The organism is Nocardia brasiliensis IFM 10847 (genome assembly GCF_000710915.1).
Taxonomy (GTDB): domain Bacteria; phylum Actinomycetota; class Actinomycetes; order Mycobacteriales; family Mycobacteriaceae; genus Nocardia; species Nocardia brasiliensis_A.
On record NZ_BAUA01000208.1, the window covers coordinates 1 to 16,512 of the forward strand.

Annotated in this window: 16 protein-coding genes; 5 read left to right on the plus strand and 11 right to left on the minus strand. The window is 67.1% G+C overall.

The features are described 5' to 3' along the window. From NBRGI_RS40895 to NBRGI_RS40935, 9 genes are all read right to left on the minus strand, one after another. On the minus strand, positions 1-274 hold a 274-nt coding region (locus NBRGI_RS40895), incomplete at its 3' end, for an SAM-dependent methyltransferase (RefSeq protein WP_029903372.1). A 341-nt stretch (positions 275-615) separates the two neighbouring features. Continuing rightward, positions 616-1,683, minus strand: a complete 1,068-nt coding sequence (locus tag NBRGI_RS40900; protein ID WP_148311154.1) for a hypothetical protein — start codon at positions 1,681-1,683, stop codon at positions 616-618. A gap of 72 nt (positions 1,684-1,755) precedes the next feature. After that, the gene (locus tag NBRGI_RS40905; protein WP_029903376.1) at positions 1,756-3,198 is read right to left on the minus strand and encodes an FAD-dependent monooxygenase; all 1,443 of its coding nucleotides are present in this window, start codon (positions 3,196-3,198) and stop codon (positions 1,756-1,758) included. A 21-nt stretch (positions 3,199-3,219) separates the two neighbouring features. After that, positions 3,220-3,876 (minus strand): response regulator, encoded by a 657-nt coding sequence (locus tag NBRGI_RS40910; RefSeq protein WP_029903378.1) that lies wholly within the window; start codon positions 3,874-3,876, stop codon positions 3,220-3,222. Continuing rightward, a complete protein-coding gene (locus tag NBRGI_RS40915; RefSeq protein WP_051728418.1) occupies positions 3,873-5,015 on the minus strand; it encodes a sensor histidine kinase in 1,143 nt (380 codons plus the stop codon). Before NBRGI_RS40915 ends, NBRGI_RS40910 begins: the two co-directional genes overlap by 4 nt. Continuing rightward, positions 5,012-5,791: an ABC transporter permease gene (locus NBRGI_RS48410; protein WP_051728419.1), complete on the minus strand. Its 780-nt coding sequence runs from the start codon at positions 5,789-5,791 to the stop codon at positions 5,012-5,014. The genes NBRGI_RS40915 and NBRGI_RS48410 overlap by 4 nt, the downstream gene beginning before the upstream one ends. Then, a complete protein-coding gene (locus tag NBRGI_RS40925; RefSeq protein WP_036562696.1) occupies positions 5,788-6,705 on the minus strand; it encodes an ATP-binding cassette domain-containing protein in 918 nt (305 codons plus the stop codon). The genes NBRGI_RS48410 and NBRGI_RS40925 overlap by 4 nt, the downstream gene beginning before the upstream one ends. Positions 6,706-6,790: 85 nt before the next feature. After that, the gene (locus NBRGI_RS40930) at positions 6,791-7,816 is read right to left on the minus strand and encodes a hypothetical protein (RefSeq protein ID WP_029903388.1); all 1,026 of its coding nucleotides are present in this window, start codon (positions 7,814-7,816) and stop codon (positions 6,791-6,793) included. Positions 7,817-7,873: 57 nt separating this feature from the next. Then, on the minus strand, positions 7,874-8,323 hold the full coding sequence (locus NBRGI_RS40935) for a hypothetical protein (RefSeq protein ID WP_148311155.1): 450 nt from the start codon (positions 8,321-8,323) through the stop codon (positions 7,874-7,876). Between the two features lie 106 nt (positions 8,324-8,429). Here NBRGI_RS40935 and NBRGI_RS40940 point away from each other — a divergent pair, with 106 nt between their 5' ends. Then, complete coding sequence (locus NBRGI_RS40940; RefSeq protein ID WP_051728421.1) at positions 8,430-9,686, plus strand: sensor histidine kinase; 1,257 nt, start codon at positions 8,430-8,432, stop codon at positions 9,684-9,686. Between the two features lie 14 nt (positions 9,687-9,700). Further along, positions 9,701-10,330, plus strand: coding sequence for a response regulator (locus NBRGI_RS40945; RefSeq protein ID WP_370627929.1), 630 nt, complete (start codon positions 9,701-9,703; stop codon positions 10,328-10,330). Positions 10,331-10,345: 15 nt separating this feature from the next. On the opposite strand, the gene NBRGI_RS40950 is transcribed toward NBRGI_RS40945, so the two are convergent. After that, the gene (locus tag NBRGI_RS40950) at positions 10,346-10,984 is read right to left on the minus strand and encodes a DUF6461 domain-containing protein (RefSeq protein ID WP_029903395.1); all 639 of its coding nucleotides are present in this window, start codon (positions 10,982-10,984) and stop codon (positions 10,346-10,348) included. 233 nt (positions 10,985-11,217) lie between these two features. Then, complete coding sequence (locus NBRGI_RS47050) at positions 11,218-11,943, minus strand: helix-turn-helix domain-containing protein (RefSeq protein WP_081878456.1); 726 nt, start codon at positions 11,941-11,943, stop codon at positions 11,218-11,220. Between the two features lie 512 nt (positions 11,944-12,455). On the opposite strand from NBRGI_RS47050, the gene NBRGI_RS40955 reads away from it, so the two are divergent. Genes NBRGI_RS40955 through NBRGI_RS40965 form a run of 3 tightly spaced genes read left to right on the plus strand, consistent with a single transcriptional unit; the run spans position 12,456 to position 16,509 of the window. Further along, positions 12,456-13,481 (plus strand): DUF1702 family protein, encoded by a 1,026-nt coding sequence (locus tag NBRGI_RS40955; RefSeq protein WP_081878457.1) that lies wholly within the window; start codon positions 12,456-12,458, stop codon positions 13,479-13,481. An 8-nt stretch (positions 13,482-13,489) separates the two neighbouring features. Then, entirely contained in the window at positions 13,490-15,457 is a 1,968-nt protein-coding gene (locus NBRGI_RS40960; RefSeq protein WP_029903399.1) for a CRTAC1 family protein, read from the plus strand. Then, positions 15,454-16,509 (plus strand): hypothetical protein, encoded by a 1,056-nt coding sequence (locus NBRGI_RS40965; protein ID WP_036562682.1) that lies wholly within the window; start codon positions 15,454-15,456, stop codon positions 16,507-16,509. Before NBRGI_RS40960 ends, NBRGI_RS40965 begins: the two co-directional genes overlap by 4 nt. Positions 16,510-16,512: the final 3 nt, after the last annotated feature.

The following is a 16,512-nucleotide window of genomic DNA, read 5'->3' on the forward strand; positions in this document are numbered from 1 at the left end:
CCGGGATACCCGAGCCGAGATCGATGAACTGCCGGATACCGGCCTCGGCGGCCATCTGGACCGCCTTGAGCATGAAGCTGCGCGCGAACCACGCCACCGTCTTGATTTCCGGTGCGCGAGAGAGCATTTCGTTGCCCATGTCTTGGTCTACCTCGCGGTAGTCCTTCCCACCCAATAGGTAGTCGTACACCCGCGCAGAGTTCAGCGCGCCGGGGTCGAACGGTTCCGGCTTTCGGTCGTTCTCCGGCGCAGGCCCTTCAGTTGCTTCGACCACGGGTGTAACCGTAGCCGATCACCCCCGCAGGCGTGTGCTCCTCCACGGATCTGGCGCGCGGATGTGTTGGAATTCGCGTCACCGTACCCCGTAGCGGGCGATCCAAACCGGCCCTTCGGTCTGCGCCGGGGCGAACCGCGCTCCGGCACAACGGTGTTCGCTACGTCACCGACAGTCCGATATACGCCGATTCCGCCGCGCCGATGAGCGGATTTCGGCATGCGGCTACGGCTTTCGCCGCGGTTCGGATTGTTCCCGGAACGTCGCGGGGGGCACTATGCGCGCGCGTGCTCGACCCGGTTGGCGACCGCCGACAACGGCCACTGTGACCAAAGGCCGTTTCACAGATCCGTTTCCGCCAGGGCGACCGCGTGCGCGACCGCGGACCGCGCCCGGTCGACGGTCGTATAGCGCCCTAGACCGCAAGGCGCCGCGACGTCCAACGGCCCGCCGTAGGCCGCCTCCGCGATCGCCAACGCCTGCCGCGCCTGCGCGAGCGGCTGCGCCGCGTGCGCGAGGCCGGCGGCGACCCGGGTGTCGGCGGGCAGTTCGAGCCGGGCCAGGGGCGCGTAGTACCGCGGCTGAACCGGCGCCTGCTTGCCGTCGCCGATCGGCATGTGGACGAAATCGAGATGCCTTCCCGCAGGCCAGTATCGCGCGATCGCATTCGCCAGGTCGACGACCGGGGCCGCCGACCTCGGCGACACGGCCGGCTTGTCGTCGAGACTGCCGAAACAGAGATGGACGCCGAAATGGGCATCGTGCGGCGTCCGTGCGACGAGCCGGCCGATCGCCCGGCCCGCCGCGTCGGCCAGGCCCCGCCGCAGGACTCCGGGCATGCGCGCACAGATGAGCGTCTCCGCGGCCAGTTCGAGTTGGAAGACGACGGTGTTCCCCAGCTTCTCGTGGATGCGGACGATCTCCCGGACGGTGGCGTCGACGATCGGGCGGTAATACGGGAAGGCTCGGGCACCACGCTGCGCCGAGCGTCGACGCCACACGAGCATCCGCGCCTCGAAGGCGATGAAGCCGATCACGAATGGCGTCGGGATGCCTACCTGAAAACGCAGTCCGGGATCGGTTCGCCGGATGTCCGCCAGCGCCTCGAGCGCGCGTTCGGTCTCCGCCGCGTAGCCGAGCGCGGCGTCCAGATCGGCTTCGATCAGCGACCGGCCTTTCCGGAGCCGAAAGGTGTTGCGGGCCCGCAGCGTCGACCAATCCCCGCGGCGCACGGGCGCCAGCGCCGGGATGCTGTCGAGCCGGTCGATGATCGGCCTGATGTACCACTGAGCGCGATAAGGATCGGCCTCGCCACCGGGTAGCACGCCGTCCAGATATGCACCGGCGGTGTCGACGGCGAACGCCATAGCCTTCTCTGGAGTGTCCAACTGTCCGGGCAAGCTGCCCACGAAGTGAATCCTGCGCTTAGGCTGCACCGCGTCAGTGTCGCACATCGGCTCTGCGACAGGACCGTCCGAGGGTCATTCGGACGAACGGGGATCGGTGCGCGCCGCTATATGTCCGTCGGGCCGGACGAGTATGAGCGTTCCGGGACGAGCGTCGTAGTCGCGGAAGGCGTGGCCGTCGACGTCGACGATGTGGCGGCCGATACCCGGATCGTCCGCGCAGTGCCCAGGGCCCCGCACCGCCCAGACATGGACGTCGGGATCGGTTGCGCAAGAGACGGTTTCACCGAAGGACAAGAGGGTGTGCTGGGGCCCGCGGTAGAGGTCGAACAGCCGTAGGCGCCCTCCGGCGGTGTCGGTCACGGATGCGTCGGGGGCGCGGTCGCCTGGCACGAGGGTGCCGGTGGCGGCGGGGTCACGGTAGGTGATGTCGAGCTGGTGAGTGTGGTCGCGGCGGTGGGCGTCTTGGGCCCCGCTCGTGGCGCGGTGCAGCAGTGCGGTGCTGATGCCGAGGACATCGGCGGCGACGGCGCGGCGTTCGAGGTCGTAGGTGTCGAGGAGTTCGTCGTCACCGTCGGCGAGTTTCCAGCCGAGATTGTAGGCATCCTGGATGCCGGTGTTCAGTCCCTGCCCGCCGGTGGGTGGGTGGACGTGCGCGGCGTCGCCGGCCAGCAAGACCCGGCCGGACCGGAATCGTCTGGCCAGGCGGATGTTCGGGCGCCACACGGTGCACCAGGCCAGGTCGGTCAGGCGGATATCGGAGCGGCCGGAGTAGGTGTCGACGGCGTCTTGGAGGAGGCCGAGGCCGGGTTCGAGCCCCGCGCGCAGCGGCATGCCGACTTGGAAGTGCCGTCGCCCGGGAAGCGGAGAGAAGACGATCCCGGTGGCGGCGTCGGCGGAGGCGAACCAATGGCCGTGCGTGTGATCGAGGGCGTCGGCACGGACATCACCGAGCAGCAGACGGGTGGATTCGTCTGTGGAACCGTCGAATTCGATCCCGAGGGTGCGGCGCACCAGGCTGTGCGCGCCGTCCGCGCCGATCAGATAGTCGGCTCGGACGATTTCGGTGGTCCCCGCGTGTGCCAGGGTCGCCGTGACTCCGGCGTCGTCGGCGACGAATGCTGCTGATTCCGTGCCAAGTTCGACTTCGACACCGAAGTCGGCCAAACGGGCGCGCAGGATCGCTTCGGTGTCCGCTTGGCCGAGCGTCCACGGATTCGGGTAAGGCACAGCAGAACTCGGCGGCTTCGGATCGGTCATGCGCAGTTCACGCACGGGGGCGCCGGCACGGTAGGCGATGACGACCGGTTGCGGCGCACCGGCCTGCAGCACGCGGTCGATGATGCCGAGGTCGTCGAAGACTTCGAGGGTGCGTGGCTGTAAGCCGTCGCCCCGGGAACCGGTCGCGTGCCGCACCGCCTTGTCGACGATCCGGACCGGGATCCCGCGGCGGGCGAGGTCGATGGCCAAGGTCAGGCCGGTGGGTCCGGCTCCGCTGATGAGAGTGTGAACGCGCATGGGCAATGTCTCCGGGGTGGATCAGCCGGGTGTGACGAGGCCGGTTTCGTAGGCCGCGATCGCGGCCTGGGTGCGGTCACGCAGCCGCAGTTTGGCCAGGATCCGCCCGACGTGGGTTTTCACGGTTTCTTCTGCGATGCCGAGGGTTTCGGCGATTTCGCCGTTGGACAGCCCGCGGGCGATCAGGGTCAGCACCTGGGTTTCGCGGTGGGTGAGTGCCCGTAGGCGCGCCCCGTCCGGTCGGGGCCGTGCAGGCAAGCGGGCGAACTCGTCCAGCAGCCGCCGGGTTACCGAAGGTGCGAGCATCGCGTCCCCCAGCGCGATCGTGCGGACGCTGTCCACGATCGCGAGTCCACTGGCGTCCTTGAGCAGAAAGCCGCTGGCTCCGGCACGGAGCGCGCGGAAGACATACTCGTCGAGATCGTAAGTGGTCAGCACGATCACCCGGGCGGATGCGCCGGCCGCGACGATGCGAGCGGTGGCCTCCAGCCCGTCGAGTCGCGGCATCCGGATATCCATCAGCACCACGTCCGGTCGGAGGTCGGCCGTCAGCCTGGCCGCTTCGACGCCGTCGGCGGCTTCGCCGACCACCTCGATATCCGGCTGTGCGGTCAGCAGCACCGAGAGCCCGTCGCGGATCAGGGGCTGGTCGTCGGCGATCAGCACGCGAATCGTCATGGTGTGTTCCGCTCAGTCAGTGGCAGGACGGCCCGGACGGAGAAGCCGCCTTCCGGTGTCTGCATGGTCTCGAGACCGCCACCCAAAACGGCAACTCGTTCGCGCATTCCGATCAGCCCACGACCGCCGCTTCGCGCCGGCGGACCGGGGCCACCGGGCCCGTTGGTCACCGATATCTCCAGTGCCGCTGTGCGATAACGCAGTTCGATTCGAATATCGGCGCCGGGAGCGTGGCGGACCGCGTTGCTCAGCGCTTCCTGCACAATGCGGTACGCACAGACCTCCACGCCCGTCGCAAGCGCCCGCACCGACCCCTCGCGCCCCAAGAGCACCTGCCGTCCGGCGGCGTGGATGCCCTCGACCAGGCCGTCGATATCGGCGATGCGGGGTTGCGGATGGGTGGGCTCGTCGGCGTCGGCGTGCAGGACGCCCAGAATGCGCCGCATCTCGCCCAGGGCCGCCGAGGCCCCGGCGTGGATCGCCGACAGACTCGTCAGCAACTCCGGTGGCGGGTCGGCGATACGGTAGCGCGCGGACTCGGCCTGGATCGCTATCACCGACATATGGTGGGCGACCACGTCGTGCAACTCGCGTGCGATGCGGGCCCGCTCCTCGAGCAGCACGGTGCGTTGCCGCTGGCGCGCCGATTCCCGCGCCTGCTCGTACGCGGCGCGGCGGGCGTCGATCACCGCCCGCACCGCCGCCGCGGCCACCAGCACCAGACCTGTCAGCACGGCGGACCCGACGACATCGGGCCACTGCGCGTGCGGCATCACCACAGTCAGCACGGCGCCCGTACCGGTGGTGGCGGTCCACACCACTGCGGCGGTGCGCCAGGGCACCCGGACCGCCAGCAGAGCCAGCACCACCAGGTAGCTGTTGAACATCGGCTCCACCCACAACGGCCCGCCCACCGCGACCGACGCGTACCCGACCGCTACCGCACTGACCAGCCAGCCGAGCATGGCGAACCGCAACTGCAACACGATCGCCAGTGCTTGCAGCAACGCCAAACCGGTGGACTGCCGAAGGCCTAGATCAGTGTCGGAGACGAGCGTATGGTCGACCACCACGAACACGAACACCGCGACGGCCAGCACCGCCGGCACCTGCCACCGCTCCCCGATCCGAATCGTCATACGTCCCTGCGTTCCAGTGCCCGCCGCGCCAGGTACAGCGCCGACCCGGTGGTAGCGGCCACGACGGCCAGCCGTGGCCAACCGCCGAGCGAGCCCATGAGCTCGGGGGCGGCATCGGCGTTGTGCGACAGCTTCGCCACCACAGCGCTCGGCGCGGCCACGGTGACCCATTTGTGCAACTCCCCGAACGCTTGCGCCGCGGTCAGCTGTGGCAGCACTATATGCGCGGACACCATCGCCACCGCGCCCACCGAACCGCGCAGCATCACCCCGGCGCCGACGCCGAGCAGCGCGACCGACGGGAAACAACACCAGATACCGATCAGACCCGGAAAGGCCTCCCCCGCTGGATATTTCGCCGCATCGATGGTCGCCAGCCCGACCAGCACCGACACCGACGGCGACAGCACGCCCACGACTGCGGCCACCACGGCGACCACGATCGCCTTCGCCGCCAGCACGACGGTCCGCTGCGGGGTGGCGGTCAGCACCGGGCGGATCGTGCCCGCGGAGTACTCGGTCGTGACCACCAGCGCGCCCCAGGCCGCGACCACCGCCAGCGACAACGACGCGCCCGTGAGCGCACCACCGATCAACGTGTCACCCGGCGACAGGCTGCCGGTCACCCCTACCAGCAGCGCCGACACCGGCCCGAGCATCATCGCCGCCACCGGCAGCAGCGACAGCGCCCGCGCCGACCTGATTTTGACTGTCTCCGAACGGATTTGGTCGCCAAGGAGCGCTCGGTAGGGAGCGGCGACGCGTACCGTGCTCATGCCGCCCGCCCCTGGTCGCCGGACGCGAACTGCTGATGCTGCTCGACCAATCGGGTGAACACCTCCTCCACCGAGGCGTGTACCGGCGTCAGCTCATCGAGCACGACACCGCACCGCGCCGCCAACCGACCGATTGCCCGCGACGAGACCCCGTGCACCACAGCGCAATCACCGTTCAGCACCACCCGCTCCGGTGCGACGTCGATCGCATCGAGCAACACCGGGAGCTCGGCCGCGCGAACCCGCACCACCGGATCCGCGTGCCGCTCGACGAATCGCGTCATCGGCTCGTCCGCGAGCAACCGGCCCGTGCCGATCACCAGCAGATGATCGGCGACCAGCTGCATCTCGCTCAGCACATGGCTGGACAGCAGCACCGTGCGGCCCTGGTCGGCCATCGATCGCAACAGCCCGCGAATCCAGCGGATGCCCTCGGTGTCCAACCCGTTGATCGGTTCGTCCAGCACGACGATCGCCGGATCGCCGAGCAACGCCGCCGCGATACCCAGCCGCTGCCGCATCCCCAGCGAGAACTCGCCGACCCGTCGTCCGGCGACCTCGGCCAGCCCGGACAGCCCGAGTACCTCGTCCACTCGCGAGCGACGAATCCCGCTGGCCGCCGCCAGCACCCGCAGATGCGCGACCGCGGTCCGCGACGCCAGTACGTCACCGGCGTCCAGCAAGGCGCCGACGACATGTAGTGGACGGACGAGCTCGCGATAGTGCCGGCCTGCCACCCGCACCTCCCCGCGCGTCGGCGTAGCCAGCCCGAGAATCATCCGCAGCGTCGTCGTCTTGCCCGATCCGTTCGGGCCGAGGAACCCGGTCACCCGGCCGGGCGCAACGGTGAACCCCACGTCCCGCACCGCGACCGTCTGGCCATAAGCCTTGGTCAAGCCTCTTGCTTCGATCACCTCCCGACCATAGGTCGCCTCCCCGCCACCCCACATCCCACCGCAGAGCCCACTTCCGCATAGCTCTCACGAGGGACTATGCGAGTCAGCGGGCGAATTCGTTATAGAGGCGGATGAGTTCCTCGGCGAGGGTGTTGGCGGCGGCGCAACCGCTGCGCGCGGTGACCTCTACGGTCTCGGTCTGGGCCCTGCTCTCGGTCTCGGGCGGGTCGGTCGCGATGTAGATCGCGCAGGTGCCCGGTTCGGAGTCGATGGGCTTGGGATCCTCCAATGCCTGGAATCCGCCGATCGTCATTTCCCGCTGCCCGCGCAGCGGTTTCATGTAGCTATAGCTCTGATACACGTACTGGATGGCCTGGAAGCTCGACTCGTCGCCTTCGTCCAGGCGGAAACCACACCAGAACGGGAAGTCGTCGTAGTCCGGCTCCAGCACGGGGCGGTGTCCTGGTCCGACCTTGCCGAGCACGGCACACGGGTCGATGGACGCCAACCGCGAATTCATTTGCGAGTATTGCGATTCCGCGCGCAACGGGCGATCGGTGCGCCGGGCGGCAGGTGCGGCGGCGAGGTCGGCGGCCATGTTGCACGCTTCCACCGGTGTCGGCGGATCGCCGATGTTGCGCCGCAGTGTCACACCGAAATCGACGCCATAGCTGTCGTTCAGGCGCAGCTGGGCAGAACACGAGTTGCCGGACTCCTCCGCATGGTGCATCCACACCGTGGTGCCGCCGACCACGCGCGGCACGGCATCGGCGACCACCTTGCCGAGGTCGATCGTGAGCCGCGGACCGTCGAACCAGATCTCGCACGGCCCGAAGACGAAGCCCGACGCCCCGCTCATCACCGTCTTCCCGATCCGGCCCAGTGCGACGGGATCGACGTAGCCACAGGGATCCAGCGCCCGAATACTGTTGCGGAAGTTGATCTTTTCCTGGTCCGCTGCCGAGAGCTGATCGGTGTACGACGGCAACTCCGGCAGTTCCGGCCGTTCCTGGGGCGCGGCCGTGGCACACGAACACAAGGCCGCGGTGACGACACAGGACAACAAGGTCGCCATGACGAGCACGATCTTCCGCTGAATGCGCGTCAACTCACGCGCGGGGATGAGCATGCGGCAAAGGTAGTCGGTGGCACCGGGTTACGCGATCGAATACCGCTTGCACCTCGGTCACCGGGGTGTGGTGGGGGCCTGGTAGGACCGGGCGGTCGGGGTGGTGGCTCGTGCTTTGCGGTGGGCGGCGATCAGGAGGGTGAGGATCGACAGCCAGGCGAGCAGGAGGGGGCTCGGGCCGCCGAGTAGGTCGCAGGCGGTGATCCAGAGCGCGAGGGTGCAGGTGAGGAGCGGAGGTGGGATCAGGTTGTGGTGGCCCATTCGGGTGATCGCCCAGCCGACCAGGAGTAGTGGGATGCCGAAGCTGGCTACCGAGACGAAGAAGGCGCCCAGGATCGGTTGGGGCGCCCGCAGATCCAGGGAGCTGTCCCAGAGATCGCCGGCCAGCCAGTCGTCGACGAAGCCGCGGGTGAGGATGAGCGCGCCGATCGTGTGGCCGGCGCCGAGCAGGGTGATCAGACGGCCGGCCCAGACTACTGAGCGGGCGTCGAATGTTCTGGTTGTCATGGTTCGACTGTTCTGCACGGCGGCGTTGACCACTTCCCGCCAGGGAGTGAATCGACTCCCCCATTCGAGTGAATCGCCGTATCCGTGATTCTGAGATGATCGACGGGTGCAATTCCGGCAGACGCTGCGGTCGGCGACGGGCCCGCTGGTGCGGCCGGCTACCTATCTGCGCGGTGTCTATCTGGCTCTCGGCGGGGTGGCGGCCATCCCCTACGTCGGCCTCGCGGCAACCTTCGTGATCGGTCTGCGGCGCGCGGAGGCCACCGCGGGCGACCTGGCTCTCGTCATCGCGCTCGCCGCCGGTACGGCTGTGGTCGCCGTGGGCGTGACACTGCTCCCGGCGGTGCGGGTGCTCGAAATCTTCATTGTCCGAGCGCTTTTGGGGGTATGGCTGCCGGATCCAGACCCGGTGTCGAGTCGTGCGTGGGAATCGCGGACACGGGGAGCCGTCTGGTATTTCCTGACGTTGGTCGTCGGTGGTTGTGCGACGAGTGTGTTCATTTGGGCCGTCCCGACCGCCGCGACGATGCTCGCCGTGCCGTTGGCCGGCTCGCACGAGGCGACGCTGCATCTGACCGAGCGGTTCACGGTGTCGGCTCCCGACCTGCCGACGGCTATCCTGACCGGTTGTGCGGGTGCCGGTTTACTGGTTGTCGCACTGTACGTCGTCGCCGGGGCCGGTTCGCTGCTGGTACGGCTGGCCCCGGCGTTGCTCGGTCCGACCCAGGCCGACCAAGTGGCCGCGCTGCGCCGCCAGGAGCGCGAACTCGCCGCGGGAAACCGGCTCGCCCGCGACCTGCACGATTCGGTCGGCCACGCATTGACGGCGATGACGATGCAAGCCGGGGCCGCCGGACGGGTGCTCGACGACGATCCGGAGTTCGCCCGGCGTGCGCTGCGGCAGATCGAGGTAACCGGACGGGCCGCCCTGGACGAACTCGACCAGGCGCTCGGAATGCTGCGCCGGGGCGTAGACGAGGAGCTGTCCGGCGCGACCCTCGCGGGCCTCGATCAACTCACCGCGGGCTGCCACGGCGCACGGATCGAGACCACGATCGTCGGCGATCTGAATACCGTGCCCGACTTGGTATCTCGCGAGGCTTTCCGAGTACTGCAGGAAGCACTGACCAATGCCGTGCGGCACGGTGACGGTGGCGCAATCGATCTCGTCGTTCGTGCGGCGCCGCCCATCGTTCAGCTCGAGGTGTCGAACGGCGTGGCTCGTGGGCCGTCGACCGGTCACGGCCGCGGCTTGATCGGCATGCGGGAACGGGTTCTGGTACTCGGTGGTGAGTTACGCGCAGGCGCGACAGGCGGGCGATGGTCGGTCGACGCCACCCTGCCGTGGGTGGCGACGCCGTGATCGCGGTGCTCGTCGTGGACGATGATCCCCTGGTGCGCACCGGCTTACGCGCGATCCTGGATGCCGAGCGCGACATCGAAGTGGTGGGCGAAGCACAGGATGGCAGCGAGGTGCTCGATCGCGTCCGCGCAACGCGACCGGACGTCGTGCTGATGGACGTCCGGATGCCGGCCGTGGACGGCATCACCGCCACTAGAAATCTGTTGGCCGCCTTGGCGGATCCGCCGAAGGTAGTCGTGATCACCACCTTCGAGAACGACTCGTACGTCTACGACGCGCTGCGCGTCGGCGCGATGGGCTTCCTGCTCAAGCGGGCTCGGCCCGAAGAATTCGTGCAGGCCGTCCGCACGGTCGCGACCGGCGACTCGGTGCTGTTCCCGAGCGCGATCCGCGCGCTGGTCGCCGCGCGCCCAGCGCTGCCGAACAATGTTCTGGCGCAGGCGAAACTGACCGACCGCGAAACCGAAGTACTGCGTGCCATGGCGAGCGGCCTGACCAACGCCGAGATCGCGACCTCGATGTTCCTCGGTGTCGAAACCGTCAAAACCCACGTACGCAACGTGTTGCTGAAACTGCGCGCACGAGACCGCACCCAGGCGGTCATCACCGCCTACGAGTCCGGCTTCATCACACCGGGCCGCTGACCGGCGCAGTCCACCTCAGCCGAAAGGGGTGAGCAGCAACGGGATACGGCGGAACTCGGCGAGGGTGGGCGGGAGGGCGGCCAGGGCGGTGACGGCGCGCATGCAGATGGCGTAGTCGGCATCGCCCGGCTCGAGGTAGTCGAATTCGAGGGTGCCTGCGGCTTCGAAGGCCGCGCGGAGTTCGGCGGGTAGGTCGGCCAGGTCGGTGTCGAGTTCGAGGTCGTCGACGTTGATCCAGGCGATCTCGTTTCCGTCGGTGCAATAGGTCAGGCTGGCATCGGCGTTGATGGAGTAGTAGCTGGTCGCCGCGACTCGCCCATCGGCCGACAGGGCTGCCACGTCGTCGGTGGCCCCGGCGTCGTCGTAGACGAAGGTCCATTCGCCGATCCGGCCCGCGAGCAGCGTCGCCGCATCGCTGCGCTCGCCGCCGAGCGCCGCCGCGGGCAGCGACGTCCACTCGTCCGGCTTGCCGACCGGGAGTTCGCATGGACGAAACAGCGATGCCTTGGCCCCCAGCGCCTCCAGCGCCGCAGCGGGTTCGAGCCCACGGACGACGTGCACGCAATGATTGGGGTCGTCGTTTGCCAGCTCGCTGATCCACAACGGGACGCCCTCGGTATCAAGCGTATTCGGCGGGAAGCCGGGTGTTGCCATACATCCCTCATCTAACCGGTGATCTTGCGGTGCGCTGTCCGGTTCCACCTCACGGAACGACCCTGCGGTCTCGACCCAGTGAACATAGTTCAACCGATCTTCGTTCACCAGTCCAGGTCGGGACGCCGAGGACGTCCGCACCAGGACCGCAAGACGATTCGCCCCAGCACGTTCAGCCCGGCCGGACTGGCAGGCCGGGCTGAACGCGATCTCGCCGGGTGCGGGTAGGAGGTTCAGCGCTGCGGCAGCGCCAGCAAGAATGGGGCGCTCCGGATCGTCTGTTCGCTCAAGGTGATGCCGATTTCGAGTCGATCGTTTTCGCGGAGCCGGAACTCGCAGATTCCCGTGCGGACGTCCCTGGCTGTTCGACGATTTCTGTCGTCACAAACAGTGGAGACCGCGATCGCCCGAGCCACCCATTTCCCGGGTGGCAGGCAGCTGATACTGAACGCTCCCCGATCCGAAACATTGAGTAACGCGACGGCGGACGTCAGCGGGTTTGCCGCGGAGTATATACTCATATACCTTCGGCTGGCCATGATTCCGCCCGGATCGGACAATTTTCCGCACAGTAACGGCCTGCCGGAATCCCTACCACAATATGTGTGTTGCTCGGACCATCTCAGCGGAACATGTTCGCCGCGGATGTAGCGCCGATACTGCGACGGACTGAGTCCGACCGCTTCGGTGAATCGTGACGTGAAGGTCCCGTAACTCAAATACCCGACAGCATATGAGATCTCAGAAACTTTCATAGAAGTGGACGCCAATAACTTCTTGCTGCGCGCCAGCCGGATCGCCGCGAGGAACCGAACCGGCGACCAGCCAGTTTCAACGCGAAACCGTCTGACGAAGTGGAACTTACTGCATTTCGCCACGTCGGCGAGGTCGTCCAAGGAAACTTGCTGCCCACAATTTTCCCACATGTACTTGATGCTGTCAGCGATATGATCGGACACGAACTCTCCAAACTCATAACAATCCAGGATGCCCGAGCCGGCAGCAGAATCAAGCCTTCCGCAGCCGTACGGCTGCGGAATAGCTGCAAAATAGCGTCTTTGCTGGGACAGCGAAACCAGGTCGCTGCCGCTGATTTTTCACTGACCGGCCGCCTCCGGCACCGAGGTCGAACCATTCAGGTGTCGCTCCCAAGGCCGCACGCTCATTACGAAAATGTCGGTGACCCATCGGCCGTGGGATGAATGCTTGATAAGTGAAGCCGTCGATTCCGCAGTGGCGGTTGCACTTCCGCTCGGTACCCCCTTGCCCCGTAGCCCCGACGCAAGCCCCACAGCCCCGATGCAGCGAGGCAGCGCGCGGAGTGCCGCTGGTGGCTCAGTTCGCCACCATGATTGTTCGATGTAACTGGACGGTAGAATACTTCTATTTTGTAGATTGAGCAACGAGGAAGAAGCCCCAGACGCGGCCGGATGGCAATCTTGAGTACAGGTTCCGCGAGGGAGGACTTCGGATGGTCTCCGCACTGGGAAAGCTTCGCCGGAAGATCTTTACGCCGGACACGCGGCAAGCATCGTTGAGGGTTCGGGGATTCCCCGCGCGCAATCCACACGCCGCGTCCTGCCTGGAGACGGCCGGCTCGACGTTCCTCGAAGGATTCGGGGTGGCCGCGGAGTGTGGCACAGCCGCGGAAGCCGCGCAGCGGTTATCCGAAATAGAAAGCAACAGAAGGGGTTTCGCATTCGAAGGCGCCGCGATGGCGCTGGCGATCCGTGACGGGCTGCCACTCGGCCACAACCATCACGTGACAGATTTCATCGCGGCGGCCGATGAGCATCTCTACATGATCTACGTCGGCGTCGGCTGGGCGCTGGCCAGACTCCCCCGGCCGCTGCACCGGGCGGCGCTCACCGGCGCGGCGGATCCAGTTCTGATGTGGCTGGCACTAGATGGTTACGGGTTTCACCAAGCCTATTTCCACACAGATCACTATGTGAAACAGCAGTATGTTGACGCGAATCCCCCTGCCGTGTCGAACCGGCATCCGGGCTATACACCGCGTGCTATCGATCAAGGCATCGGGCGCGCGTTGTGGTTCGTCTCGGGCGCCGATCCGGCCGCCGCGTGCGCGCTGATCGACGGGTTCGCGGCAGCTCGACGGCCGGACCTGTTCGCGGGCCTCGGCCTGGCGGCGACCTACGCGGGCGGCGCCACCGCGGACGAGCTCGCCACGTTGCGCGACCGCGGGTCGGCCTACCGCCGAGACCTCGGTCAAGGTGCGATATTCGCCGCCGAAGCTCGTGCTCGCGCCCGCATCGTGCAGCCGAACACCACGACCGCCCTGGCGATACTCACTGGTCAGCGCGTCGCCGACGCGTCCGCGATCGCGATCGAAGCCCGGCCCGTGGCGCACACGATCAACGGCAGCCCTGGTTTCGAACTCTGGCGAGAGCGGATCCGGCGCCGCTGCCTGACCACGGAGCCACCCGACCCGACCGCTTCCGCAGCCCCGGAAACAACCGCAAAGGCCGAATCATGAACTCCCGCATGAGAGCCCTGGTACCGACTATCTGCGCGGTGGTGGTGCTGCTGGCCGCCTTCCTGATCGCACAGGCGCAGGTGGCCACCGACGACCCGGCCGACGTGGCGCAGGACTACAAGTTCGAATCCATGTCGATCGCGATGCCGCCCGGATACGACCAGCTGCCCGCGAAAACCGTGCGCGAGGTGAACCCGGCGTATCAGAACATCCGCTCCTGGATCTCTTCCGTCGGTGCGTCGATCGCTATCAACGACCTGGTCGGGCACGGGCGATCCAATGGCATGTGCATTGTCGACACGCGCACCGACTCGGTGATCGTGACGCACACACCGACCGCACCGCAGGCGGATCGCTTCACACCGTTCCTGCTGCGGCCGGACCCGCTCGTCATGGATTCGACGATGGCGCCGATGGGTTGCGCCCCCGGCGATTTCAACGGCGACGGCGCCATGGACCTGCTCGTCTACTACTGGGGACGCACTCCGATCATGTTCCTGCACAGGGACAATGCCGCCGGTCCGGCCCCGGCGTACGTTCCGGTCGAGGTGGTCCCGCCGGGCAACACCCGCGATCAATACAACGGCGAGCGATGGAACACCAACGCTGTTTCGATCGCGGACTTCGACGGTGACGGCCATCCCGACATCGTTTTCGGGAATTACTTCCCGAATTCCGGCGTCCTCGACCCGAACGGCCGGCCCGACGTCGTCATGAACGACTCGATGTCGAACGCGAAGAACGCCGCGGGCGAGCGCGTACTGCGGTGGAACGGCAACGATCCCAACGGAATCCCGATCTACACCGAAGAGAAGCAGGCCGTCCCCTACGCCCAGGCCACCGGCTGGACGTTGGCGCTCGGCGCGGGTGATCTGACCGGCGACCTGCGGCCCGAGCTCTATATCGGCAACGACTTCGGCCACGATCATCTGCTGTACAACCAGTCCACGCCGGGCAGCATCCGCTTCGGCATCGCGCGCGGACAGCGCAGCTGGACCGATCCCAAATCCTTTGTCCTGGGCGCTGATTCGTTCAAGGGCATGGGCGTCGATTTCGTCGACCTGTACAACCGCGGGAAATTCGACATGCTGGTCAGCAACATCACGACCCCGTGGGGAATCCAGGAGAGCAACTTCGCCTGGCGTAATGACACGGCCTCCCCGGAGGACATGCGCCGAGAACTCGCCGACGGACGGGCTCCGTTCTCCCAGCAGGCGCAGCAACTCGGGTTGGCGTGGTCGGGCTGGGGCTGGGACATCAAAGCCGCCGACCTGCGCAATTCGGGAACCCTCAACGTGCTTCAGACGACCGGGTTCGTGAAGGGCAGCGGCGAGAACCGGTGGACCTGGCTACAGGAACTGGCCACCAGCAACGACGTGCTGGTCCACGACCCGAGGGCGTGGCCGCGGGTGGCGCCCGGCGACGACATCGCCGGTGATCACACCATGGCGTTCTATGCCAAGGGCACCGACGGCAAGTACGTCAACATCACCGATCAGCTCGGCACCGACGCGCCGATACCGACCCGTGGCGTCGCCATCGCCGACACCACCGGCACCGGGACCCTCGATTTCGCGGTCGCCCGCCAGTGGGGACCGCCCGCGTTCTTCGCGAACCGCTCACCGAGTATGGGAAATCCACTGCAGCTGAGCCTTTATCGGCCGGCGCCGCAATCCCGCAGCGGGTCTGCCGCGGTCATCGGCCAGCCCGCGTACAACGCGACCGTCACGGTGCGCACCGCCGACGGCCGGACCATGCACAGCCAGCTCGACGGCGGCAGCGGGCACAGCGGTAAGCGCAGTTTCGACGTCCATTTCGGACTCGGCGCGAGCACCGGCCCGGTCACCGCCGAGATCGCATGGCTCGACAACAACGGTGTCCCACGGCACCAGACACTCCAGCTGAGGCCCGGCACGCACGCGCTGATGCTGACCGACACGGCCACCGAGATCGCCGAGGGGATCACCGCACCATGACTCTGCTCAACCGTAAACGAATCCAGCGCGATCATCCGGCCGTGACCACGGCCGCACCGCCCGCCACCAACGGTGCGGCGCCGAGCGACCGGCAACGCGACCCCCAACCTCCCAAGAAAGATGTGCGATATCTGGCGCTGCGCAACTTCGCCATCTCGCTCAGCGTCCTCAATATCATCGGCTACACCCTGCTCGGCTTCGAACAGCCGCCGTTATGGCCCATTCTGGCGCTCTTATCGGCTTACGTGCTGGATCTGTCCTTCGAAGCGATCACCGCGTGGTCGCGGCACACGACCCCGCGGTTCCAGGGTCGCGGGGCCCGCGGCGTCTACGAGTTCCTCCTGCCGGCCCATATCACCGCTCTGGCAGTGAATATGCTGCTCTACGCCAACAACCAGTTCTGGCCGGTCCTGTTCGCCGTCGCGGCCGCGATCACCGGCAAGTATGTGTTCCAGGCCCCGTTCGCCGGGCGGATGCGACATTTCATGAATCCGTCCAACTTCGGGATCACGCTCGCGCTGCTGTGCTTCAGCGCCTGGGTCAGCATCGCGCCACCCTACGAATTCGGCGAGAACATCAACACGATGTTCCGGGTAGCTGTCCCGCTCGTGCTGCTCGTCGCGGGCTCGGTGATCAACGCGACGCTCGTCGGCCGGGTGCCGCTGATCGTCGGCTGGCTCGGTGGTTTCGTGATCCAGGCCCTGGTCCGCGACGGACTGTTCGATATCGCCCTCGTCGCCGCGCTCGGCACCATGACCGGTACGGCGTTCATCCTGTTCACCAACTACATGATCACCGACCCCGGCACCACACCGTTCCCGCCCAGAATCCAATTCATGTTCGGCGCCTCGGTGGCGACCGTGTACGGGGTGCTGATGGCCGTCAACGTGGTCTACACGTTGTTCTTCGCCCTCACGATCGTGTGCGCGATCCGTGGTTGCTACGCCTGGTTCACCCACTGGCGCAAGGCCGCCGCGGACCGCGGCGCCGAACGTCGGCGCGGCGAACGGGTTCCGGCGCTGTCCCCCGGCGCCCCCACGCAGCGAGCATGACCG